The sequence below is a fragment of the Bacillus sp. FSL W8-0223 genome, assembly GCF_038006805.1.
In the GTDB taxonomy this organism is placed as follows: domain Bacteria; phylum Bacillota; class Bacilli; order Bacillales; family DSM-4216; genus Bacillus_O; species Bacillus_O smithii.
Genome location: NZ_JBBOVX010000001.1, coordinates 1,953,172 through 1,975,654, shown reverse-complemented (window position 1 = coordinate 1,975,654; position 22,483 = coordinate 1,953,172). Strand labels below are relative to the sequence as shown.

The window sequence follows — 22,483 nt, the reverse complement described above, 5'->3', positions numbered from 1 at the left end:
GTTTTTATTCAAGTGGTAAAGCCAAACATTTTATCATAAAAAACGATATAAGGTAATTGCTTGTGCTGGTGCCTTTATAAAAGAAGATATACCATATTGCTTTTTTAAAGAACGCAAGTATGGTTTTATTGGCGATGTATATGTAGAACCCGATTTTAGAAAGAAAGGGTATGCAAGGATATTGACCGATTCAGTGATAAAATGGTTAACGGAACAGGAGATAAAAACCATTCGATTACTAGCAAGTGATAACGCCAGAAAACTATATGAATCATAGGTTTTAAGGGAACTGATGAGATGGTTTTACACATATAAGTTATTATGGCCTTCAAATAACGAGGTTTCATTCTTCTAATTGTGCTAAAGGTTACATAATACATAGGTGTACTAAAGACTATGATCAAACACTTTGTCAGAATAAAAAATTATGGAGCATATATGAAACCATTGGTGCATCCAAAATTAGTACAGGGTCTATATTGTAACTTGAGGGGAGGACATTTAGAGAATGATTCAACAGGTACATACGGGTTCTGTTTTTTTCATTAAATTCCGTCTTTTTTTGTAAAACCAAATTTAGATCTTGCTGACAAAATTCTCTAAAAGTGGTTGAGGAGAAACGTATTCATGAAAATAGCGATGCCCAAAGCGACCATCACAACCATAAAATTATGGTAAAATCCTTTTTTCGATAGCGGCTAATTTCTAGTTGGATCACTTTATCTCTTTCGTCCTGTTTTTGGTAAGTCCATTCAACTTAAACTAAACCTTAGAAAAGTTGGAAGGATTTCGTTATCCTCTGTTTCTCATCTTAGTTGATTTATAAATATATTTAACCTTTTGCATTGTATTTAACCCTAATATTGTAATGATTACAGTGTAGACCGTTGTTAAAATAATTGCAGTATATCCTAAATAGGTAAGACTTCCAGATTTATTTGCTAGTCGCAAAACCCATCACATCCTTCACTCATTTTGGAATCTTTACATTTAGTCTGTTTTTATTTTTAAAAATTATTCCAATTACTTTTATTCGCATTCATTCTAAACTAGGTTGTTTAGAAAAGATCCGGAACCGCGTGAATAAACAATGGCCGATGAAGATAATGAAAATCTTTTAACATGAAAAACCAGTGTCGAGCATCCTTTTACACTCGATTCGCTTTTGAGGTTTAACATCGAACATGACATCGGTTTTGCTAAATCCTTTGAGAAATTACGAGTTTAAAACAATAAAGCTTGGCATTTTAAAGCTTGGCATTTTGCCAAGCTTTATCAGGTACCGATTTTTCCCAACCCAATAGCGAAACATTCATGATGTATTTTATTGATACTCCAACACTAGAAAAGTGCGGCTGCCATCAATCCTCCGATCCAAGCGAAAAGAACCCCTAATAGCACTGACGTCGAAACATAAATGATTGCGTTCCTCGCATCTTTTTTCTGCAACATTTGGATCGTTTCATATCCGAATGTTGAAAAGGTTGTGTAGGCTCCAATAAAACCAATGCCAATTAAAAGCCATGACCATTCAGGTATGATTTTATTTGAATGCAGAACTGCAAGAATACCAAGCATGAATGAACCCGTTAGGTTGATAAACCAAGTGCCAAATGGAAAGACAGAAGATGTTTTGCCGGTAATCCATTTCCCTAGAAGATACCGCGAAATGGCTCCAAATATTCCTCCGATGCCTACCCAAATCATTCTTCTGCTCCCCCTTTCGATTGCTGAATATTGAAGGTAGCCAATTTAGCCCCAATGATCGCGAATCCAATGCCGCCGCCAACACTCAAAAGAAGGTAAATAAGAGCGATGAAAAATTGTTGATGTTCTATAAGATTGAGCGTTTCGACGGAGAAAGTTGAAAATGTCGTGAATGCCCCCGTGAAACCAGTTCCTATGGCCAGCTTTAATTGCGGGTTTATCATCCATCGTTTCGCAGTTATAGTGAAAAACCAAGCAAGGAATAAGCATCCTGCAAGATTAATCAGCAAAGTGCCAACTGGAAACCCGTTGGTTGCAGGAATCCATTTTCCTACTGAATAACGGAGTATCGCACCAAAGAATCCTCCTATTCCAATTGCCAATAAGTTCATCCTATCAGCCTCCTCAACTTTATTGTTGTCATAAAAAATAGACTCCTACCAGCAAATGTGCATTACTGGTAGGAGTCATTAGTCGCATGGACGGTTATACGGCGAACTCCATCGCCTATTCAGCTGAAAATTATTATATACTTAATGCCTTTTTCATTCAATATCTTATATAAAATTGTGTGAGTAAAATGTTTGTGGGAGAAATTCTTAGAATTCCCCGATGAGGGGGTTGGGAACGTAGGTTCGCAATCCCCCTCATCGGGGCCACCAAGCAAAGCGCGGTAGGATCCCAAGCAGGAAACATGAAAAAAGGACTCTCTCCCTGGTAAGATGATCATTGTTCACACCATCAAACAGGAGGAGAGAGTCCCATGAATATTCAACAACATCTTACCACAAATTCGTTGACATGGAAAGAGATCGAACTTGATTTGTTTCGAGCCTTGCAAAACGCCTTCACCGAGCTGTTTACGGCTCTGTTGGAGGACATCGACCGACAATTGGCGGAAACCCGGGACAAGCGCCGGTACCACTTGAAAGACAAACGACGCACCACGATTCAAACCTTGTTTGGCGAAGTTACCTTTGAGCGAAACTACTATTTAGACCGAGAACAAAACCGTTACACGTTTTTGCTTGATTCCTTTTTAGCGTTTGATGGATCGCAGTCAATCAGCCCTTGTCTAGAAGAAACGGCGATGGGATTGGCTGTGGAGTGCTCTTCCTATCGCAAAGCGGCTCATACGCTTGCCCAGATGGTCGGGTATCCGGTGATGAGCCATGAGACGATCCGCCAGTTGGTGCTCGAGGCTGAAGTTCCGCTGCACTGCCCGGTTGACCAGCGATATGGACGGGTGCTGTTTGTGGAGGCCGATGGACTGTTTGTCTCTCTCCAAGGGAAGGGAAAACGGGCCAAGGAAGACAAAATCCTGACCGTTCACGAAGGATGGAAGCGCAACGGCTCACGGATCGAATTCGTGAATCAGCGCCATTACGTCCATGAAGGCAAGGGGGAGGTGTGGGAAGGCTTCGAGGAATTTTTGATGAACGAATATGCCTATGATCCGTGTCGGGATCTTCTTGTCATCAACGGGGACGGCGCTCCATGGATTACCGCGTGCCGGGAGTATTTCAAAGGACGGGTCTGCTTCCAATTGGATCGATTCCACGTGGCGCGTGAGTTGCGCCAATGCCTCTCGGGCCATCCACGGTGGCAGGCGATTCGGCAAAAGCTGGCGAAGCAGGATGAAGAGAAGCTGCTTGTGGAACTGAACAGCGCCCTCGGCACGCTGGGGGACGAAGCGAAAGAACAACAGCTGGCTGCCTTGATCCACCGGATCGAATCGATGCCGGGATGCATCCGTGATTACCGGGAATGGCTGAAGGAGCAAGGAGTGGACACAACGGGCATGTATCCGATGGGGAGGGCTGAAAGCGTGATGAGCCAGCTGGCGTATCGGGTGAAATACCGCCGCAGTTGGACAGACAAGGGACTCAGGGCGTTTTTCAAGGCAATGATTGCCCGGATGGATGGGATTCGTCTTTTCGGACATCGTTTAGGAGAAGAATCGTCGCATCCGGCGGAGGAAACGGCATCTACCAAACAGACGATCGTGAACAAGGCGAAACAACGCATCCGCCGTCTTCTTCCAGAGGTAACGCGGAATAACGTGCCATATTTACAGCAATCGTCCGGGACTCCGATCTATCATGCCCTGTCTGAATTCAAGGGATGGTAAAAAAAGGTATACATATTCGTCTGTCATGGCAAGGGATGAGAGTCCGAAAGCGCTTACGGATGAAATTCAAAAAAATGGTTCGCTAACCTATGACTTACATCTATTTTCAGCGAACCAAAAAAATTCCCACAAAGTCTTGACTGACTCTATAAAATTCTTATCATTTATCCAGATATACCATTGAGAAGGGCTCATACTGTTTTTTAAATGGACTTTCCCGCAAATAGCGACAATAGGCACCAAAAATAATCATAATAAAGTGAATTTGTTATTTCGTTTCCTTTAATATCACCCGTTGAAGCGGCACACCTATATTGATAGTCTTTTCAGTCAGTGTGTACTTTTTGTTATTTAAAATAATGGTGTAATGATCGATTTTTTCACAGCTGTTTCCTTTGCTAATTAGATGTTGGACGACAGCGTTGCTTAATTCTTCCTGATTAAAATATCTTTCATCCAATTCAATGACCATTTTATTTTTTGACAACATACAATTCAAATCCTTTCGGAAATAATGGAATTTTGCGAAAAATGATATCAGCATTAGTGACCTATCCCGATGTGAGCGGCTACTAGAACGTATTTGTCTCCTACGTAGACAAATACGTTCAATGCTTGTGAACTTTACAGGAAAGAACCTAAAAGTACAATGATGGAATGACTCGTCGTATCACAACAATGGAACCAGTAAATAAGCGGTCTATTGATTGATAAACATATCTATAGTAAAAATTTAACATGGCCAAAAATAAAAATCAATGTTCTACCAGCAACTGCTAGATACAGAGTAGGACGTAAAGCATTTTTTGTTGTCCTTTTTTCTTGTGCATTTAATGAAGTAAGAAGTGTTTCACCAGAAAAAACATCTAAATAAAGAAGCTTTATTCGGTTAGAAGATGAAATGAAAGCAATCTTGTTGTTTAGGCGGGAATTTTTTGTTTTCAACCATTCTGTTGGGAGTTTTAAACGCCAACGATAATCTTCAAACCATCATGAAAGAGATCATCAACCGTTCGACCGGAAGCAAAATATTCTCTTTTCTTTAACCATTAGAGGATGTTCATTACTTTTATTTTGAACGATATCATAAAGTAACACCTAACTTTTCAGCGAGCTATGCGTTTAAAAGCCCCTGCTGAGAGGGGCTTTTGGCCTTTTAATCCTTAAACAATCCTTTCATTAAATTTTCTATTTCTTTTCTTTGTCTTTCCGTTTCTTTTTTGTCCAGACGAAAACGGCCATTTTCTAATTTCATCACATCACCAACTTTACAATTCTTAGGAAGCTTGCTTTTTTCTATCGTTACCCTTTTTCTGTCTTTAGTTTCGCAAACTGCTAAACCGCCTTCAAAATAATCAATAATATACTCCACTTTTATGGTCACATCCTCTTTATTGGGTCTGGGAGTGCAAGACGTGCTTCTCTTCTCTAAATGACCGGTAAATTGTGATGTTGTACGACCATGCTTGTTCTGTTAATAAATATTCACACTAGCTATTAAATGATACGATGGGGCTTAGTGAGCAATGTTGCTATCACTTGATATAGGTCTAACGTTAAAAGATAAATGGGTTCCATCCGTTTTGGCTATAATCGTACCTTGCTGATCCGTTCGAAAAATATTGATTTTGTGGATTTTTAAGCGATTTATTACTTCAGCGGTTGGATGCCCATACGTATTTTCTTTTCCAACGCTGATAACGGCATAGGTTGGCTTTACTCCATTCAAGAATGCTTCACTTGTAGATGTTTTCGCCCCATGATGTCCAATCTTGATCACGTCAGCTCTCAAATTTTGCTTAGAAGCGATCATATCAGATTCCGCAGTTGTTTCGACGTCCCCCGTAAACAGGAAAGATCTTTTTCCATATGTTAGTTTAAGAACAGCGCTCCAGTCGTTTGTATCGTCTGTGCTGTAGGATTTAACCGGGCCTACGAATATGGCGGAAACATCATTTAAACCAAGAGCAGTCCCTTTTTGGGCGGTTTGAATGGTTAATCCTTCATTTTTTACGGCGTTCAAAAAATCTAAATACGATTGAGTCGTATGAGAAACTCTTGGAGCGTATACTTGTTCTACTTTAAAGGATTTTAAGACAGTGTCCAATCCCCCAATGTGATCAATGTCCGGATGAGTCGCGATCATAATCTCAATATCGTCGACATGTTGTTGTTGGAGATATGCTACGACATCATCGCCTTTGTCATTATTGCCGCCGTCAATTAAAATATCTTCCCCGTCTGAGGTTTTGATATAAATACTGTCGCCCTGTCCAACGTCTATGTAGTGGACATACAGAGACGATGTTGCGGTTTTTCCGAAAGACGGGAAAACAATGGAGGACAAAAAAATAAAAGGCAATAAAAATGTACGGATTTTCACACATATCCTCCTTTTTCTACGGTGATTTAACTTTATTATGGGATAAAAGGCAGAGAAATTTGCAAAAAAGAATGGCCTTTATGATGAATATAAAAAAATGAAGGTTTTGAGGATGTCAGGTCTGAAAAGGTGAAAGAGAGATGAAAAGGAGAGAAAAGATGATGGAATGCCCCGGCTGCGGGTTAAGGCTGCCTGATCAGCAAAGAGAAAGGCCTCATCGCTACAATGCCACCGGAGAATGTTACCAAAAATACAACGAACTGAGCTTTTACACGATGAGTCAACAAGACCTCCATTTTGTGCATCAGCACGCTATTGATACATACAGCGCACAGCACGCGGGAGCTGGTATGAAAAATATCACAGTTGCCTTTTCATTAATTGGCTTATATTATGCGATTGAACTTGGATTTACCGGAAAACAAGTACAGAGTGTGCAAATGCTGCTTAGTCAACGCCCATATAACTGGCCGTCATTGCCACTCCCCGAAAATTCATATTTAATAACTGTTCAAGACGTATTAAAAGAGAAACCAGGGAAAAATCGAGACGTTATGCTTAGAGAATGGATGTATGATGTGTGGCGCTGCTGGGAACATCAACACGACTGGGTAAAGAATATTTCAAATCATTTATTAAGATAACGGATGTTAAACTTTTCTTAATCTCTAACTTTTACAAAGGGTATTAAGAAAGTACTGGAGGAGTAGAAACTATTTAACAAGAATAGCGAGAAGTCCCCTTCCTCTTTAGGTGGGGGATGAATCGCTATTTTATTTTTTCTTCTATCCTACTATAATAACAAAAACATAAAAAAAGGTGAATCTCACCATGTATCGAGGACAGAGAGTGTATTTTTCCGCTTCGAAAGACACCATCCAGCAACTAATGGAATGTAATCGAATTTCCGCTCAAATTTGGAATGATTGTCTCACCGAAGCCCGAAATTACTACCTTCAACACAAAAAATGGATTGGCAAAACGGAATTGCAAGCCCTTCTCAAAGGAAAATATCGCTTACACAGTCAAAGTATCCAAGCGGTGGCTCACAAATATCTTTTTGCCAGAGACAGCACTCACAAAGCTATCCAGAAAGGTATCAAAACCGCTAAGTATCCCTATAAACAAAAGAAATACTTCAATACCAAGTGGGTAGACAAAGCCTTCACCATTTCTGATAATGGGAAAATAACTTTGTCGTTAGGTACACATGGCGGTAAACGCATTCCACCGCTTCGTTTTGCGACAATGGGGAAAGTGTTCTTCTGTCAGGTCGGAAACTTCGCAGTATCCACCGTCTTCGCAACAAGAAACTTCGAGAATTGCAAAAACTTCAGAGCCAATGCAAAAAAGGCTCTCGGAGGTGGAAAAAATACCAACGGGCGAAGCGGTATATCCTTTCGAAAAGTGAACGACAGTTGCGGGACGCTTTACACAAAACCACCAAAGCGTTTGTGGATTGGTGCATCCAACAAGGCGTTTCGGATGTATATGTCGGCAATCCCGAAGGGGTACAGAGACACACGAAAAAGAAAAGACGGAAAAACGTCAATCAAAAACTATTCAATTGGAGATTTGGCAAAATAAAGAAATATTTGGAATACAAATGCCAAAACAAAGGTATCCAGGTAACGTTTGTGAAGGAAGCGTACAGCAGTCAAACATGTCCTGTTTGCAAACGAAAAAAGAAAGTACGCACCCGAATGTATCATTGCCATTGTGGATACACTTCTCATCGGGATATTCATGGAGCGAAGAATATCTTGAGCCAAGTGTTATACGGTTCCTTTGAACCTTGGGGACAGGAGAAGATTCCAACGTATCTACGACCCGCATAAACGGGGAGTAGTAGATGGTGCGAACCCACCCACCGCAAGGTGTCGCTTCTTTTAGAACGTGGAAGATTCCCTTCTTTCGAAGAAGAGAAACGCCGAAAGGTGTTTCGTGGAAGTTTCTATGTTTGGCAGAGAAGAAACCCCCACTTCCATAAGTGGCGGGAGGTTCATTAAACAGTTGTTGGAACCGATCTCAAAGCAAAAACCAATATATGATTAAGCGACTTGAAGAAAGAAATAAATGGGTGGTGGAATCATTCAAACAAAACTTGGAACAAAGAAGAATGATGATGGAACAGACAGTTCCAAATTAAGAGACGCAAAAAAGGATTTTTTGTACGTTTTTTAAAAAAAGTAAATAAGTGGTTTGAATACATATGTGTATCGACGTTCAAAAAATCTTGCATTACTTATGGATGGTCATACGATGATGCCTGATATAAGAAAATGACCCTATCACTACAATCAGTATGACTGTCACATTAGCAGCTATGTTTATAATATTTACTTTTGGAAACATTTTATCGATGGAATCAATCCAATTGACTAAATACGGATCACGACCTATGGTAATAATGGCATTTTGAGCAATAAAACTTGCAGCAACAATATTCAACCAAAAAAATGTTTTCGTTCTTGTCAGTTTTATAATAAATGTCAAAAAAGAAAGGGAAATGAAAAGGCTGCAAAAAATTCCTACTATGACTGGCCCTATATGTTGCTAAATTCTGGAAATGACAATGGAACTATCTAAATAAATTAAAAAATCCGTGATCACAAGAAGCGACAAAACTTTTACCTTTAAATAAATAGATGGGGTTGAATGTCTACGAAGCTCCTTTTCCCATATGGACTTTGTTGTAATTCTAAATGCTATTAAAAGCAAAATGACTCCAGTGGTTAACTGAAACATTGGAAAATTTGAAAGTGCATCAATTAAGACTATGTAAAGACTTCGCGTGAATGTAAGAACTATGACTGCAGAAAAGGTTATGTTTAAATAAGCATGTTTTCGCAAAATACTTCCTAAAATCAGCATGTTATCAATGTCACATATCAAGTTTATTAAAAATACTTTTAAAAAATCCTGCATCTTAACTTTTCCTTTTTTATATAAAATTATATAAAATATAGGGTAAAAAATAACCTTTGGTTGAAAGCTCAAATTTTTTAGAGTTGGTAATCTAATGTTTTGGCCTTCGATGAAGGAAATAGAGAGGATGGCTTAGTGTCGTTCTCTTTTGTTCTATCTTTTTATATAAAATGTAAGACGGTAATAATGGATTGCCCATTAGAAATTCCTTATTTCAATCAGAGATCACTTTATAATAAAAAACGGTAGAGTGTAGTTCTCCGTTTGCAGATTTTGCGTAATAAGGGATTTTGCCAGCCTGAATATAACCAATTGAAGAATAAAGAAGGTTGGAAGGGTCTCCTTCTCTTGTTTCGAGAACTAATAAGGACCTCCCCACCTTTTTGGCTTCCTCTTCAGCTTTATTCATAAGTAAACGACCAATACCATTACGTCGATATTTAGGGTGTGTCATTAATTTTGCGATTTCAGCTCTATGACTACCGTTCTGCTTAGTACATAGATGTAATTGTACAGTTCCAGCGATCTGATGGTTTATTTTAGCGACAAATAGAAGCACCTCTGGATTTAATACATTTTTCTAATATGTTTTGGCATCCGAAAATGACAGTGGTGGCAAAAAGCCTATCGATGCACCATCATCTACTACCTGCATCAGAAGTTCCGAAAGTTCATTAATGTGTTCTTCAATAGAAATTAATTGTTCAATTTTTAATTCACTAATCACCAAAGCCATCACCCCAATAAATATATGTATCTTCTTCAAGTTAAAATACACCTTATGTGATTGTTTTTGTGAACTAATTCGACAAACTGCCTAACCATTCCTGTTTTACTTAAACAAACCTGCAACGTTAGTTGGAAAAGGATCTTTTGTTTTCAGTGAATGTAAGAAATGGATGAAAATCTATTTATAGTCTGCGGAATCATAGTTGAATATAGTAATACTCTTCCTTAAAGCGATTGTCAAAGTAACGAATATTTAGAATAAATGACTGATAGAGAATAGGAGGAATTATGATGTTTAAGGTAATATCGAAATGTTCAAAATGTGGAAAAGAAATTCATGGCAATGAAGAGGTTTATGTGAAAATGCGTTATCCTGAAAGAAGAGGGATGGTTGAAATTAAAGCATTTTTACAAAACGAAGGGAAAATATTTTGTGAAAAGTGCTTTCTTGATATAAAGAAATAAACTTTAATAAAGTCGGAGGAAGAGGTGATTGCAAATAAAGTATTTTTCCTCTTCCAAATCGATATTATGAATCGTCCATCATAATGCGAAAGAAAGATTCTTGATCATACATATTGATGATTTCATGCTACGAATCTTTGTCTAATCAATTTCCGAACAAAGGATGACTTACTTGTCCAACGATTGTTGCACTGAATTGCAGCCGAAAGAGGCAATGTGATCAAAATTCTATTACACATGCAAGAACTTTCCATCGAAAAGGGCATTTTTATTTTCCAGCTCCAGCAGTTGTTTTTTCATCTCCAGACCGCCTCGGTAGCCTGTAAGAGTTCCATTTTTGCCGATCACCCGATGACAAGGCACCACTATTAATACTGGATTGGCGCCAATAGCGGTTCCAACAGCACGAATCGAAGTCGGTTTTTGAAGATAATCCGCAATTTCGGAGTAAGATTTTGTCTGTCCGTATGGAATTTCGCACAATGCGTTCCATACGGATAATTGAAACGGGGTGCCGTATAAATCAACGGGTACCGTAAAAGTTTGGCGCTGGCCTTCAAAATACTGGGATAATTCGTCGATATACGGCTGCAATTTCTGATCATCTTGCACCAATACGCTGTTCGGTAAGCGCTTCTTCAGCCAACGGGATAAATCGGCAAGTGATCCATTTGGAGAGCCGATGTAACAAAGTCCGTTTGTTGTCGCTGCTATATGCATTTTCCATTGTTTATTATCAAACAAAGTCCAATAAACGAATAGATCATTATTTGTATTCATTGCCTTTCATCTCCACAACGATGTAATTGACGATATTCTGCGGGGGTATATCCTGTTTCCTTCTTAAACAACGTGATAAAGTAGGATACATTCGGAATGCCTACTGCGAAGGAAATTTCTGTCATGCTTTTATCGGAATAAGTCAAATACTGAATAGCTTTAGATATTCTCGTTTGCCGGATATATTCGGCCGGTGTTAACCCTTTGATTTTTTTAAAAGTACGGTGCAAATGGTAAGGACTGCCGTGACAAAAATTCGCCAATATTTCAAGCGTTAAAGTTTTACTGAAATTCGTGTCTATAAAATGGGTGATTTGTGCCACCCAATCTTCATCCGGCAGTCGTTGTTCGGTCGGTTTGCATCGTTTGCATGGACGATAGTTTTCCGATAGAGCTTGCTTGGCATTTTGAAAGACGCGTACGTTTTCCTTTTTAGGGGGGCGGGATTTGCAAGAAGGGAGGCAAAAAATGCCGGTTGTTTTTACACCGTACAAAAATTGATCGTCGTAGGACGATTTATTCATTATAATTGCTTGCCAAATTTCGTCCGTCATCTTTTCCATAACTGGTTTTACTTCATGATCGTTTTGCGAGATGAATTGTATCATCTCGTATTCTTTTTGTTTTTGATTCTTCATTTGGATTCCCTCCATTTTCAGTATACACTGGATGAAGATATCAAGTATGTCTCCACGAATAGAAAAGCAAGATTTCAAAATGACTTTAAGTCATTTTATGTTAAAACTAAGATTGTATTGTTATATAGGAGTGGGAGATTTATATGAAAAACAGTTTGTTTAATCATGAGTGGGATGCCGCTTATTTTGTGGGCGACAAAACAACGAAGATTTATTGTTTCCCCTGGTGCGAAGAGAATAAAAAGACAGAAAACATCATTCGATTTGCGTCTAGAATAGAAGCAGAGCAAGCCGGCTATCGTCCTTGTAAAACATGTTGTTCTCATCTTCCGCATGGTTCCTGGGAAGATCACAAGGATGAAATCAGGTTGATGGTGCCGAAAGAATTCAGCTTTGCCGAAAACATGAAATATTTGTCTATCGCTCCAAACGAAAGTATGTATCGTATCAAAGACAATAGAATTTACAAAGCGGTTCCGATCGAGCAGGAAACAGTATTAATGGAAATTAGTACGGACCATGATGATTCTCTTATCATACGTTTTGTTGGTCACACCATTCCTTCTCATAAATGGGTCCGGGCAGCGGCAGCACGATTCGTAAGAGAATGGTTTGATTTGGAGACCGATTTACGCCCATTTTACCGTTTAGCGGAAAATGATCCGTTACTGCAAAAAGTCACCAGCCAATTTTATGGACTTCGTCTCATCGGAATTCCCGACTTATTTGAGGCTATCTGTTGGGGGATTATCGGACAGCAAATCAATCTAAGTTTTGCGCGTACTTTAAAAAGGCGTTTCGTGGAAACCTTTGGTCGGCACGTAAACTGGAATGGAGAACCATATTGGATCTTTCCATCTCCTCAAGTCGTCGCGGAATTGACGATCAACGATTTAACCGAATTACAAATGTCTGCCAGAAAAGGTGAATATCTCATTGGAGTCGCTCGACTCATGGCGGAAGGAAAATTAACGAAAGAGCGATTGAGAGGCACGGGAGACTATAAGGAAGCGGAAAAAGCCTTAGTCAAAATTCGGGGAATAGGACCGTGGACGGCAAACTATACTTTAATGTTTTGTCTGAGAATGCCCAGTGCTTTACCCATTGATGATGTCGGTCTGCACAATGCTATGAAACATCTTCTTGGTTTCGAGAATAAACCTTCTAAAGCAGAAATCTTAAAGTTATTTTCAAGATGGAAAAATTGGGAAGCTTATGCCACTTTTTATTTATGGAGATTGCTTTATTAAGTTTTGATGGATACCCATGTTGAACAGTTTCGGATTAATCAGACTGATTCCGTTAGATAAGATTTAATTGATATCCATACGGAGCCTGTTAAGGAAAAAGTAAAGCCCCGTATGTGGGGCTTTGAAAGTTAAAAGCCAAATGGTCTCGGACAACAAGGATCATGCGGTACTCCACACATCACATGTTGTTCGCAGCATTCATTTACTACAGATTCAGTGTGTGGGAAATAATGCTCATGAGTAATCATATGCTTGTTAACATTAGTGGTATGAGATGGGTGAATATGTGGTACTACAGTATTGGTTAAATTGGTTTTTACGTATTGCTGTGGCGGCGAGACTAATGGCGAATCGTACATAGTTGGATACACTTGTGGCGGACAGAATTGCGGGGGACATCCAAAAGAAGGGTGGTGGCCCCATTTTTTGTGTGCGTGCATTTTAATACCTCCGTTTTTGATTTATTTGACAGTAGCAGTATATGAAAGAGGGTGTTTGGTTGTACTAGTTGTTTAACCATTTATGAGAATTATCACGATAAGTCAATTGTTGCTGAAGATCCAGTATAAGAGAAAGGGAGCTTCGAGCTTAGTGGTGCAAATATGGTGATAGAGGAATTCATCAAAAAACGTTGGATAAAATAGGAAGAAGTGAAATGATGCCAATCATCGGATTGAAGGAAAGATAGTGCAATGAGGAGATGAAACCTTAAGGCTTTATCTTGATATGACAATGAGCCATCATCAGTGTCAGCCTTTTTTATTATAAATAAGAAGATATTTTGAGTTTTCTTTCTGTTTGGCAGGATGTCTCCTCGTTATAAAAAAGGGTGGTTTGACTCAAACCACTGTTTTGTCAATTTTTGAATGATTGCTGATCATAAAATTCTTCAAGATATGATAAATACACAGCACTCATATTCATCCTTATATTCTTAAATAGCCTGTTTTGTTCAGAAAAGTTCGCTTTTTCGTGAACATACCCATACCCCTTTTGCCATTTCCATCGTGACGAAGAATTATTTGCAAATTTTTTTGAATTTCGTAAAATAAGTAAGATATTTTTCAAAATGTAATAAATTGTAATATATTTTTAATTTGAAAAAAATTCCAATTGAATTCATAATGAATTTGGCAAGACAAGAAAAAATGTCTGTAATATGGTTAGAGGGAGAGAGAGTTATGTTAAAAGTTCTTGTTTTCAATTTTCCGGGAGAAGGGCATATTAATCCCACAATCGCACTTGTGGAAGAGTTAATACAAAGAGGGGAAGAGGTCATTTACTATTGTGTCGAAGAATATAGAAAGAAGATCGAGAAAACGAAAGCAACCTTTCGTGCTTACGAAAATTTTATGTCAAGAGTAGACATTATGAAAAGGATGAACGAAAAGACGAATCCCCTTGAAATGGCGTTACGTATAACGAAAGCAACAGATGAAATTGTGGCTGATATTTTAGAAGAAATACGAGAAGAAGAGTATGATTATGTCATTTATGATAATAACTTTCCTGCAGGATGGATCATCGCTGATATATTAAATTTACCGAAGATTTCTTCTTGTACGACTTTTGCTATGAATGAGCTTGTATACGCTGGTGTAATGAATATGAAAAATCAAATAGATAAAGAATCGCCAATGTATCAAGAAATTATGGCTATGTATAAGAAGTGGAAGGATCAATACGGTATTGATTGCAATGGGATTCTCGATATGATAAACCATCCTGGAGATATGACGATCGTATTTACATCCAAACTGTATCAGCCTCATGCAGAACAGTTTGATGACTCATTCATATTCGTTGGTCCTTCTATTGCTCAACGAAAAGATGTTGAACATTTTCCGTTTGAAAAAATTCAAACAGACAAACTCATTTTTATTTCAATGGGAACGGTGTTTAACCAACGGCCGGAATTTTATCACATGTGCTTTGAAGCTTTTCGAGACAGTCAAGCTACTGTTGTATTATCTGTAGGAAAAAATACAGATATAAATCAATTTCATGAAATTCCCTCTAACTTTATGGTCTTTAACTATGTGCCACAGTTAGAAGTGCTGCAGCAGGCTGATGTTTTTATTACACATGGAGGAATGAATAGCTCTAGTGAGGGGCTATATTTTGGTGTTCCACTTGTCGTCATTCCAGTTGCGGGAGATCAGCCGATCGTGGCAAAACGAGTAGAAGAGCTAGGGGCCGGTATACAGCTGGATCGTCGACAGCTTACGGCCGATCAATTGCGTGCTGCAGCAGAACGCGTGTTGCATAATCCTTCGTTCGCAGAAAATAGCCGGAAAATTGGAGATTCTTTGAAGGAAGCTGGAGGCTTTAAAAAAGCGGCAGATGAAATATTTAAATTTAGACGACAACTTTCGATTACATCAAAATAATCTCTCGTTGGGTTAGGTGCAATTTGAACAGTGTCAAGAGTTAGTTTAATAATGGAAAACACTTGGCTCCCCCTCTATCAGAAAGGGGACCTTTAGAGTGTGAGATGGCTCCGCCACACTCAACGGGAAAGCGGCGCATACACTTTCTTCACTAAATAATAGCCATTCGCAAGAGGGGATGGGAGGATTTTCAAAGGCGATTTGTCTCTCTATTTTTATATTCTGTAAAATTTGTGATTGACTTATCTTAATAACTCAACTTTCGCACACAGAAATATTTAAGCATTGCTTGATATAATTAGGTATAGTGGCCAACCATTTATTCATTTGATTTTTAAAGATGTCCATGTTCAAAGAAACCTCGGCTTCCGCCAAAGTTTGGAAAAGGTCAATAAGTGATTGAAGGGCAGTAATAAAATCTATGTCTTTTACATCTTCGCAAAGGATGTAAAAAAGGTTGCCAATCGTCTTAGGATCCTCCTCTTTTCGCATTTGCCAAGCAATGAGAATATATCGTGTAAAAACAATGGTTGTATGGCTAATTAACATGTCGTAGGAACGTCCCTGGAATTCTTTCTCTAAATTTAAAAGGGATTTATTGCATTTGAAGAAGACTTCAATGTCCCAACGCATGCCGTAAATACGAATGATCTCTTCATTTTCTAATGTTGTATCTGTGCTGAGAATGGCAAGCCATTCGCTCCGTTTATTACGGTTTCGTACAAATAGAATTTTTACTGGAATTCCATTGTCTAAAGTAGCATAAACGGATCCGCGAATGTCTTTTTTACCCATGTGAGGTTTTGCCAATTTGTAAAGTTGATTCAGTGTGAAACGTTCACCATTGTAAACGTATCGCTGCTTTAATTGCTTCACCAAGCCAATGACAAATAACCCTTTGTTCGTAATCTTCTCAATTAAAGGCGCTTGTGTAAACCAGGAATCCATGAGAACATAGTCAGCTATAATCCCTTTTTCAAGCGCATGATCAAGTAAAGCTGAAGCCACGTCCGGTTTTGATTTCAGAGCTTCCTGGCGACGCTTATAGCCAGATGTTCGTTTATCAATATTGGTATTGATTTCTTGCAGGCGATTTTCCTTTTTCGGTGAACTTAGAAGAGCAAAATCAACGGGAATAAAAGTAAAACTATCGGTCCAGCCAAGGGTAAGCATTTGAAACCCTTTCAAGTACTGATGGGTAGAGTGATCAAAAACCTTAGCCAACAGTTCAACCGACTTACTACGGTTTCTTGAAAAGACAGAATCATCAATCACAAAAGCTGTGACACGATCTTTTGAAGTTAATGGTTGAAGCAGACGGATCATTTCACTGCTTAATGAAAGCAGAAACTTTCTCCAATGATAGGTTGGTGTATTTAAAAAGCGATAGACTGTATCCTTTCCGGGCAGATCCTGAGATCGTTTACTCATAAAAGCACGAAACCAGTTCTTATATTGGAAGACTAAAAGAAAAATCAGTTTGAAAACAGTAAGACAAGAATACCCGGAAAGTTTCGTAATATTCGCTTTTCTTAAATGATATCCAATATTTAATTCGGAAAATCCTTGTTTAATTTCTTTTGGTAATTGCGCAAAGTAGTCTTTATTCGTTATCATAGTGGTGACACCTTTCTTTTGGATTTGGTTTCGTCACCAATATTTTACCAAAAGAATAGGTGTCTTTCTTTATGTTTTAAAAAATGTCAAATGATAATTTTGTACTTCCCAAAACCATTTACATCAAGCATTTAAACAAGATTTTGGACTGCGAAAGCTGAGTTAATAAATCTTCGATGGTTTCATTCCAACGCTTTAAGACAGAAGCGGGGTCCTTTAATTGGATCTGGATGCCTGAAGTGATTTCGGCGTATTTTGCGATGTCTTCCCGATAGGAAACAACCTTGGCTGAAAATCGTTCACGCTTATGTTTGGCATCGGCCAATTCTGGAAGTTTGCGCAATGAAAGTTTTATATAATGAGCAATCCCATTGAAAATGATCACAAGCGTGGCTTTGCCGGTTCGGATAATGTTGGACGTTGTGATAGTGTTTGGCCACAGGCTTAATTTTAATTCGGTAGAACGAATGGCAATGACTTCACCAACGCTAATCATTGCCACATGAGGCCACAGGTCTTGACTCAACGTCAACAACATCATTGCTTCCTGTTGTTTCGACCCAAGGTCTTTACCGTTTAATAGTTGGAATAGATTGGTGGATATTTCTTGGGTATTCATTTTCGTGTTTATCTCCTTTTTCCCTTATATTGAAAAACGGCTTCGGCGTGCATAGTGCGTAACATCGATCCCGCGTAGTTCACACCATTCACGAACTTCATTGGCTATGATAAGGGAGCACTTTTTTAAATCCTGAACCGTCTTAGCGCCAAGCATGGTAAAAATCGATTTTAATTGAATAGTCCATTCATGAATCTCCTCAATCACTCTTTCTTCTCCTTCCCGTTGAAGGAGACGCAAAACGGGCCCGGCGACGCCAACTGCTTTTGCCCCAAGAGATAAACACTTTACAATATCTAAAGGATTTCTAATGCCTCCGGATGCAAATATCGTCCAGTTTTCATTTTCTAGAAATTCTTGTGCTTCCAATAAAGAGATGATGGTCGATTGTCCCCAGTTTTGCAGGTAGCTGTATTCTTTGTTTTTCCTTCGTTGATTTTCGATCCAAACAAAATTTGTACCGCCACGACCGCTGATGTCTATATGGCGAACGCCAATTTTATTCAATAGATGAAATGTTTCTGAACACATCCCAAATCCTACTTCCTTTATAATCACCGGGACAGGGACGGTTTGTATCACTTGTTCAATGCGATGGAGCCATCCCTTAAAATTTCGCTCTCCTTCCGGCATGACTAATTCTTGGGGAGCGTTAACGTGGATTTGCAGGGCGTTCGCTTCAAGCATCTCAACTGCCCGTCGTGCAAAATCGATCGGTGCATCGGCTCCAATGTTGGCAAAAATGATTCCCTTAGGATTACGTTTTCGTACGATCCGAAACGTGTCTATAAGAGAATCATTTCGCAGCCCCGCATGTTGCGAGCCAACAGCCATAGCAACACCTGTGATCGATGCAATATCGGCTAGAGCTTCATTGATTTTACCCGTCTTTTCGCTGCCGCCTGTCATGGCGTTAATATAGATGGGAAGATTCATCACGTTGCCGGCAAATTCAGACTTGAGGTCCACTTCATTCCATGCCATTTCAGGAAAAGAGTAATGGACGAAAGATAGATCATCAAAATGCGAAACGGACGAAACGGATTCTGGGAGCGCGGCCAATTGTATATGTTCATCTTTTCTTCTTTCTCGAGACATACGATCATCCTCTTTCAAATGAAAATCCTGTAGATAAGGCTAGTCTTTACCTAAAGACTAGCCCAACATGTATCATCATTTTATTTTATTGTGGTTTCCATAATCTTCGTAATTTTAAAAATTCCATATGGCAGTTACATATATAGGTCTTATCCAAGCGAACAGACAGAAAAGCGTCATTTTTGTGCCCTTATACAACGAAACGTTTTTTTGGCGAAAGAGTGGCATTCATCTGTTCATGATCGTTAACGAGAGAGCCATCTTTTGGTTAAATCGTTCGCAATTTCGAATTGATCCATCGTGCGCGCCACAATATGATTGATCGCATCATCGAGTGTGGCTGGTTTATTATAAAACGTAAGCATCGGAGGTAAAATGACGGCTCCGGCATTTGAGAGACTTAACATATTTTCCAGATGAATGCTGTTTAAAGGAAGTTCCCTGGGAAGAATCACCAGCTTTTTACGCTCCTTTAAAATGACATCTGCTGCTCTTGAAATTAAATTATCTGCGAACCCTATCCGGATGGCTGCGAGTGTTTTCATACTGCAAGGCGAAATGATCATTCCATCCACACGGAAGGAGCCGCTTGAAATTCGGGCCGCTTGATTGCTAGATTCATATACATATGAAGCTAAACGTTTGACATCGTCGGGATGGTAAGGCGTTTCGATCAACATCGTTTTTTCTGCCCATTCTGACATGACTAAATGCGTCTCAACATGGGCCTCTTTCAGCGCCTCCAGCAATCTGATTCCTAATATGCTTCCAGTTGCCCCGGTCATCGCAACAATTAATTTCATATAATCCACCTTCCACGGGTACTACTTTCTTCTTTTGGCGATTTCAGGATGTATCTGATATTTACTTAAATCATTCGGGTCAACTTTAAATAGCGGGTTGTACAAATCTGGATTAGTAATCGTTTCGGGCTCAGTGGATCTCCATGTAAATGTACAGACCGGACATGAGTACATAATCCAGCATCCTTTTACCGGTGACTCGCACAAAATCTTTGTTTCGTTTGAATTACAACGAGGGCATCTATTCAATGTAAATCGACTCCTTGTTTATTCATAAGTTCTTTTAAGATTTTTTCCCATTTTACCGTATCGCGTGGCGCTTCAACCGATGGAGCAAATTGGCTTCGGCTCTCTGGCGCTTTCGGTGTGGTTGCGTCAATAATGAGTTTGTGGGTAATACCCGGCGGTTCGGAACTTGGATCCAATGACAACACGGATGCGTTAGGTATAACCACCAAATCCTTGTCCGGTGCTACACGAGTAGCCAATGCCCACATCACTTGCGGGAGGTTAAACGGGTCGACAAAATCATCGACGACAATGACAATTTTACAATATCCCAATCCGTGCGGAGTCGTCATGGCACGCATTCCTACAGCTTTAGCGAATCCTCCAAATCGAGTCTTGGTAGAGATAATAGCAACTAATCCTTGATTGTACATAGCATTCACTGCCTCTACTTCGGGGAATGCTTCTTTTAGTTGATGATAGAGAGGGACGCATGTGTTAATGCTTGTCATGTAGTCCATTTCAGTCCACGACATTCCCAAATACAAATGCTCAAATATCGGATGATCACGAAAATAAACTTTTTTCACTTGAACGATTGGCTGCAGGCGGGCATCTGAATAGCTGCCGGTGAATTCTCCAAACGGTCCTTCTAATTCGCGTTTACCTGCAATAATTTCCCCTTCGAGTACGACTTCAGCACCCCACGGAATATCTAGGTTTGTATTTTTCAAACGTACAATCCGGTATGGTGCGCCTTGTATGGCACCAGCCATTTCATACTCGGACTGCTCATAAGTTAAAGGTGAACCTGCAATTGTAGTGATGACAGGGTCACATCCAATAGCGATGGCAACAGGAAGATTTTCTCCGCGTTCTTCTGCAATTCTTAAATGAATGCCAATATCATGCGTTGGAATGGGTTGGATGCCAAGACGATCTTTCCCTTTAACTTGCAGTCTATAGATCCCTGTATTTTGCTTTCCAAAATGATCCGGATCGTCTAAGTCGCGGCTAATCACACAAGCCTTGTCGATGAAACAGCCGGAGTCCTCACGATTTAAACGAAACAACGGCAAGATGTCGAATAAGTTGATATTTTCTGTTATTACATTCGCTTGAAAAGGTGCACTGTCCACTCTTTCAACCGGAACGGGATAATGGCTCCATCGACGTGCAAATTCTAGAAACTGCTCTTTAACGGGAGTATCTTTTGGAAGTCCCATCATCAGCGCATGATTGGGCCATGAACCAATGACATTTAGTGCCACTCGGCCATTTTTATATCCATGAATGTTATTAAAAAGCAATGCCGGAGATTGATCTCCTAGATTATTGATTGCACGTGCAGCCGAGCCGAGGTCCGGTTCCAGATTAACTTTTTGTGTGACTCGAAGCAGCTGCCCTTCAGATTCTAGTTTTTCTAGAAAAGAGCGTAAATCTCTGTATACCATATCATGATCACCTCTTAAAAATATTTCTTTAATGGCCTAGATGAACGTATCTACACGAAATTCATCCGAGTCATTTTGGATATTGTTGACAATATTGACACTATCACCTTTGGTTTTATATGTAAAATATATATAATAAATGATAAATATATATTTTATGTATAAATAGGAGTGATTTACCATGGAGTTAAGGAAGCTTCTCTACTTTGTAACTATCGTGGAAGAAGGACAAATAACACGAGCCGCCAAAAGGCTCCATATGGCCCAACCTCCGCTTAGTCTCCAATTGAAGGCGTTAGAAGAAGAACTTGGTGTTACATTGATTCAGCGTAATACAAAAAGTATTGAGCTGACGCAAGCAGGATGGACTTTTTTCCATCGAGCGAAAGAAATATTAAATTCTGTCGATGGAATGATATCGGAAGTAAAAGAACAGGGGATGGGAATTGCGGGAAAACTTTCTATAGGCACTGTTATGTCATGCGTATCTTATCTGCCAAAACCCATTCAAATTTTTAAGAAGAAGTATCCTCGTGTGAATTTTCAATTATGGGAGGGGGATTCTCATAGAGTAGAAGAACTTTTACAAACAAAAGTCATTGATTTGGGAATCACAAGGCTGCCGATTGAATCTAAAAACTTGAATATCGTCCGTTTGAATACGGAACCTCTTGTAGCGGTTTATCCTAGTGATTGGACAGGTTTTCAAAGAGATACCATTCATATAAAGAAGCTGAAAGAATATCCCCTTATGATCTTGCATGGCCAAGGCGGAAAAGGACTCTTCGAATTGTTTGTTGAGTCATGTCAGAGTTTTGGATTTAATCCTAACATTATTTGTGAAAGTCCAGATGTCGCGACTTTGCTAACATTAGTAGACTCCGGTGTAGGAATTGCCATCGTTCCTAAATCAGCCATTCAATTAAGACCTGAAGGAACATTGTCAAGTTCAGAGATTGTTCCGCTATTAAAATCAGAGACTGCACTCATTTGGATGAAAGATCGGCATATGTCCAAAACAGCAGAACGATTCAGAGAAATACTGATCGACTATGTAGGCCATTCCTCCCGGACGAAAAGCACTCCTTCTTCCAATGAATGAATCGGTTTTCTCTTATGTTTAAACTATAATAAACTTTAAATAGCTCAGAAAAATCCAATGAAACTGATTATAATGCACCGAAATCTGATTTTTTCTTTATGGACGAACTGGATGAACATTCTTATTTGGATGTCTGAAGTGTTGTTTTGGAAAATGACGGA

The 22,483-nt window shown here is 39.3% G+C and carries 22 protein-coding genes, 2 pseudogenes and 1 riboswitch; of the genes and pseudogenes, 8 read left to right on the top strand and 16 right to left on the bottom strand.

The window, feature by feature from the left end; all coding sequences use genetic code 11:
* Positions 1 to 46: 46 nt before the first annotated feature.
* Positions 47 to 277: pseudogene (locus NST81_RS17645) on the top strand (GNAT family N-acetyltransferase); the annotation flags it as partial.
* A gap of 1,064 nt (positions 278 to 1,341) precedes the next feature.
* Here the strand turns inward: NST81_RS17645 and crcB (NST81_RS09690) are convergent.
* Both crcB (NST81_RS09690) and crcB (NST81_RS09685) read right to left on the bottom strand, forming a co-directional pair.
* Positions 1,342 to 1,707 carry a fluoride efflux transporter CrcB gene (gene crcB, locus NST81_RS09690; protein ID WP_341029617.1) on the bottom strand — a complete coding sequence of 122 codons (366 nt, stop codon included), beginning with the start codon at positions 1,705 to 1,707 and terminating at the stop codon, positions 1,342 to 1,344.
* Entirely contained in the window at positions 1,704 to 2,099 is a 396-nt protein-coding gene (gene crcB / locus NST81_RS09685) for a fluoride efflux transporter CrcB (protein WP_003352372.1), read from the bottom strand. The genes crcB (NST81_RS09690) and crcB (NST81_RS09685) overlap by 4 nt, the downstream gene beginning before the upstream one ends.
* Before the next feature lie 62 nt (positions 2,100 to 2,161).
* Positions 2,162 to 2,224, bottom strand: a riboswitch (Fluoride riboswitch).
* Positions 2,225 to 2,470: 246 nt separating this feature from the next.
* Here crcB (NST81_RS09685) and NST81_RS09680 point away from each other — a divergent pair.
* The gene (locus NST81_RS09680; RefSeq protein ID WP_003355652.1) at positions 2,471 to 3,838 is read left to right on the top strand and encodes an ISLre2 family transposase; all 1,368 of its coding nucleotides are present in this window, start codon (positions 2,471 to 2,473) and stop codon (positions 3,836 to 3,838) included.
* Positions 3,839 to 4,106: 268 nt separating this feature from the next.
* On the opposite strand, the gene NST81_RS09675 is transcribed toward NST81_RS09680, so the two are convergent.
* The 3 genes from NST81_RS09675 to NST81_RS09665 form a co-directional block, all read right to left on the bottom strand.
* Positions 4,107 to 4,328 (bottom strand): hypothetical protein, encoded by a 222-nt coding sequence (locus NST81_RS09675; protein ID WP_003352371.1) that lies wholly within the window; start codon positions 4,326 to 4,328, stop codon positions 4,107 to 4,109.
* A 666-nt stretch (positions 4,329 to 4,994) separates the two neighbouring features.
* A complete protein-coding gene (locus NST81_RS09670) occupies positions 4,995 to 5,210 on the bottom strand; it encodes a DUF3006 domain-containing protein (protein ID WP_341029615.1) in 216 nt (71 codons plus the stop codon).
* Positions 5,211 to 5,354: 144 nt separating this feature from the next.
* On the bottom strand, positions 5,355 to 6,221 hold the full coding sequence (locus tag NST81_RS09665; RefSeq protein ID WP_445662361.1) for a ComEC/Rec2 family competence protein: 867 nt from the start codon (positions 6,219 to 6,221) through the stop codon (positions 5,355 to 5,357).
* A 140-nt stretch (positions 6,222 to 6,361) separates the two neighbouring features.
* On the opposite strand from NST81_RS09665, the gene NST81_RS09660 reads away from it, so the two are divergent.
* Both NST81_RS09660 and NST81_RS09655 read left to right on the top strand, forming a co-directional pair.
* A complete protein-coding gene (locus NST81_RS09660; protein ID WP_341029613.1) occupies positions 6,362 to 6,865 on the top strand; it encodes a DUF5946 family protein in 504 nt (167 codons plus the stop codon).
* A 621-nt stretch (positions 6,866 to 7,486) separates the two neighbouring features.
* Entirely contained in the window at positions 7,487 to 8,059 is a 573-nt protein-coding gene (locus tag NST81_RS09655) for an RNA-guided endonuclease InsQ/TnpB family protein (RefSeq protein ID WP_341030481.1), read from the top strand.
* Positions 8,060 to 8,462: 403 nt separating this feature from the next.
* Here NST81_RS09655 and NST81_RS09650 read toward each other — a convergent pair whose 3' ends face one another.
* Both NST81_RS09650 and NST81_RS09645 read right to left on the bottom strand, forming a co-directional pair.
* Entirely contained in the window at positions 8,463 to 8,672 is a 210-nt protein-coding gene (locus NST81_RS09650) for a hypothetical protein (RefSeq protein WP_341029612.1), read from the bottom strand.
* A 691-nt stretch (positions 8,673 to 9,363) separates the two neighbouring features.
* Positions 9,364 to 9,885 (bottom strand): annotated as a pseudogene (locus NST81_RS09645) (GNAT family N-acetyltransferase).
* A 284-nt stretch (positions 9,886 to 10,169) separates the two neighbouring features.
* Here NST81_RS09645 and NST81_RS09640 point away from each other — a divergent pair.
* A complete protein-coding gene (locus NST81_RS09640) occupies positions 10,170 to 10,343 on the top strand; it encodes a hypothetical protein (protein WP_048623391.1) in 174 nt (57 codons plus the stop codon).
* 231 nt (positions 10,344 to 10,574) lie between these two features.
* Here NST81_RS09640 and NST81_RS09635 read toward each other — a convergent pair whose 3' ends face one another.
* Both NST81_RS09635 and NST81_RS09630 read right to left on the bottom strand, forming a co-directional pair.
* A complete protein-coding gene (locus NST81_RS09635) occupies positions 10,575 to 11,123 on the bottom strand; it encodes a methylated-DNA--[protein]-cysteine S-methyltransferase (protein WP_048623390.1) in 549 nt (182 codons plus the stop codon).
* Positions 11,120 to 11,761, bottom strand: coding sequence for a bifunctional transcriptional activator/DNA repair enzyme AdaA (locus NST81_RS09630; RefSeq protein ID WP_341029610.1), 642 nt, complete (start codon positions 11,759 to 11,761; stop codon positions 11,120 to 11,122). The genes NST81_RS09635 and NST81_RS09630 overlap by 4 nt, the downstream gene beginning before the upstream one ends.
* A 143-nt stretch (positions 11,762 to 11,904) precedes the next feature.
* Between NST81_RS09630 and NST81_RS09625 the strand changes: the two genes are divergently transcribed.
* Positions 11,905 to 13,011 (top strand): Ada metal-binding domain-containing protein, encoded by a 1,107-nt coding sequence (locus NST81_RS09625; RefSeq protein WP_341029608.1) that lies wholly within the window; start codon positions 11,905 to 11,907, stop codon positions 13,009 to 13,011.
* 128 nt (positions 13,012 to 13,139) lie between these two features.
* Here the strand turns inward: NST81_RS09625 and NST81_RS09620 are convergent, their stop codons facing one another.
* Positions 13,140 to 13,451, bottom strand: a complete 312-nt coding sequence (locus NST81_RS09620) for a CotD family spore coat protein (protein WP_445662327.1) — start codon at positions 13,449 to 13,451, stop codon at positions 13,140 to 13,142.
* A gap of 741 nt (positions 13,452 to 14,192) precedes the next feature.
* On the opposite strand from NST81_RS09620, the gene NST81_RS09615 reads away from it, so the two are divergent.
* Entirely contained in the window at positions 14,193 to 15,401 is a 1,209-nt protein-coding gene (locus NST81_RS09615; protein WP_341029604.1) for a macrolide family glycosyltransferase, read from the top strand.
* Positions 15,402 to 15,656: 255 nt separating this feature from the next.
* Here the strand turns inward: NST81_RS09615 and NST81_RS09610 are convergent, their stop codons facing one another.
* From NST81_RS09610 to NST81_RS09585, 6 genes are all read right to left on the bottom strand, one after another.
* The gene (locus tag NST81_RS09610) at positions 15,657 to 17,018 is read right to left on the bottom strand and encodes an IS4 family transposase (protein WP_087960047.1); all 1,362 of its coding nucleotides are present in this window, start codon (positions 17,016 to 17,018) and stop codon (positions 15,657 to 15,659) included.
* Positions 17,019 to 17,136: 118 nt separating this feature from the next.
* Complete coding sequence (locus tag NST81_RS09605) at positions 17,137 to 17,637, bottom strand: pyridoxamine 5'-phosphate oxidase family protein (protein ID WP_341029600.1); 501 nt, start codon at positions 17,635 to 17,637, stop codon at positions 17,137 to 17,139.
* 24 nt (positions 17,638 to 17,661) lie between these two features.
* On the bottom strand, positions 17,662 to 18,735 hold the full coding sequence (gene fni, locus NST81_RS09600) for a type 2 isopentenyl-diphosphate Delta-isomerase (protein ID WP_341029598.1): 1,074 nt from the start codon (positions 18,733 to 18,735) through the stop codon (positions 17,662 to 17,664).
* A 245-nt stretch (positions 18,736 to 18,980) separates the two neighbouring features.
* Positions 18,981 to 19,538 (bottom strand): UbiX family flavin prenyltransferase, encoded by a 558-nt coding sequence (locus NST81_RS09595; RefSeq protein WP_327798283.1) that lies wholly within the window; start codon positions 19,536 to 19,538, stop codon positions 18,981 to 18,983.
* A gap of 21 nt (positions 19,539 to 19,559) precedes the next feature.
* Entirely contained in the window at positions 19,560 to 19,787 is a 228-nt protein-coding gene (locus NST81_RS09590; RefSeq protein WP_327798284.1) for a non-oxidative hydroxyarylic acid decarboxylases subunit D, read from the bottom strand.
* Positions 19,784 to 21,220 (bottom strand): non-oxidative hydroxyarylic acid decarboxylases subunit C, encoded by a 1,437-nt coding sequence (locus tag NST81_RS09585; RefSeq protein ID WP_341029595.1) that lies wholly within the window; start codon positions 21,218 to 21,220, stop codon positions 19,784 to 19,786. Before NST81_RS09585 ends, NST81_RS09590 begins: the two co-directional genes overlap by 4 nt.
* Before the next feature lie 181 nt (positions 21,221 to 21,401).
* Here NST81_RS09585 and NST81_RS09580 point away from each other — a divergent pair, with 181 nt between their 5' ends.
* Positions 21,402 to 22,322: a LysR family transcriptional regulator gene (locus NST81_RS09580; RefSeq protein WP_327825041.1), complete on the top strand. Its 921-nt coding sequence runs from the start codon at positions 21,402 to 21,404 to the stop codon at positions 22,320 to 22,322.
* Positions 22,323 to 22,483: the final 161 nt, after the last annotated feature.

What these genes read in the sequence shown, in the direction of transcription:
- NST81_RS09620 (WP_445662327.1), bottom strand. Translation starts at nt 13,451, where the DNA reads ATGCACGCACACAAAAAATGGGGCCACCACCCTTCTTTTGGATGTCCC.
- NST81_RS09630 (WP_341029610.1), bottom strand. Translation starts at nt 11,761, where the DNA reads ATGAAGAATCAAAAACAAAAAGAATACGAGATGATACAATTCATCTCG.
- NST81_RS09625 (WP_341029608.1), top strand. Translation starts at nt 11,905, where the DNA reads ATGAAAAACAGTTTGTTTAATCATGAGTGGGATGCCGCTTATTTTGTG.
- NST81_RS09635 (WP_048623390.1), bottom strand. Translation starts at nt 11,123, where the DNA reads ATGAATACAAATAATGATCTATTCGTTTATTGGACTTTGTTTGATAAT.
- NST81_RS09675 (WP_003352371.1), bottom strand. Translation starts at nt 4,328, where the DNA reads ATGTTGTCAAAAAATAAAATGGTCATTGAATTGGATGAAAGATATTTT.
- crcB (WP_003352372.1), bottom strand. Translation starts at nt 2,099, where the DNA reads ATGAACTTATTGGCAATTGGAATAGGAGGATTCTTTGGTGCGATACTC.
- NST81_RS09640 (WP_048623391.1), top strand. Translation starts at nt 10,170, where the DNA reads ATGTTTAAGGTAATATCGAAATGTTCAAAATGTGGAAAAGAAATTCAT.
- NST81_RS09680 (WP_003355652.1), top strand. Translation starts at nt 2,471, where the DNA reads ATGAATATTCAACAACATCTTACCACAAATTCGTTGACATGGAAAGAG.
- NST81_RS09585 (WP_341029595.1), bottom strand. Translation starts at nt 21,220, where the DNA reads ATGGTATACAGAGATTTACGCTCTTTTCTAGAAAAACTAGAATCTGAA.
- NST81_RS09595 (WP_327798283.1), bottom strand. Translation starts at nt 19,538, where the DNA reads ATGAAATTAATTGTTGCGATGACCGGGGCAACTGGAAGCATATTAGGA.
- crcB (WP_341029617.1), bottom strand. Translation starts at nt 1,707, where the DNA reads ATGATTTGGGTAGGCATCGGAGGAATATTTGGAGCCATTTCGCGGTAT.
- fni (WP_341029598.1), bottom strand. Translation starts at nt 18,735, where the DNA reads ATGTCTCGAGAAAGAAGAAAAGATGAACATATACAATTGGCCGCGCTC.
- NST81_RS09605 (WP_341029600.1), bottom strand. Translation starts at nt 17,637, where the DNA reads ATGAATACCCAAGAAATATCCACCAATCTATTCCAACTATTAAACGGT.
- NST81_RS09610 (WP_087960047.1), bottom strand. Translation starts at nt 17,018, where the DNA reads ATGATAACGAATAAAGACTACTTTGCGCAATTACCAAAAGAAATTAAA.
- NST81_RS09660 (WP_341029613.1), top strand. Translation starts at nt 6,362, where the DNA reads ATGAAAAGGAGAGAAAAGATGATGGAATGCCCCGGCTGCGGGTTAAGG.
- NST81_RS09615 (WP_341029604.1), top strand. Translation starts at nt 14,193, where the DNA reads ATGTTAAAAGTTCTTGTTTTCAATTTTCCGGGAGAAGGGCATATTAAT.
- NST81_RS09580 (WP_327825041.1), top strand. Translation starts at nt 21,402, where the DNA reads ATGGAGTTAAGGAAGCTTCTCTACTTTGTAACTATCGTGGAAGAAGGA.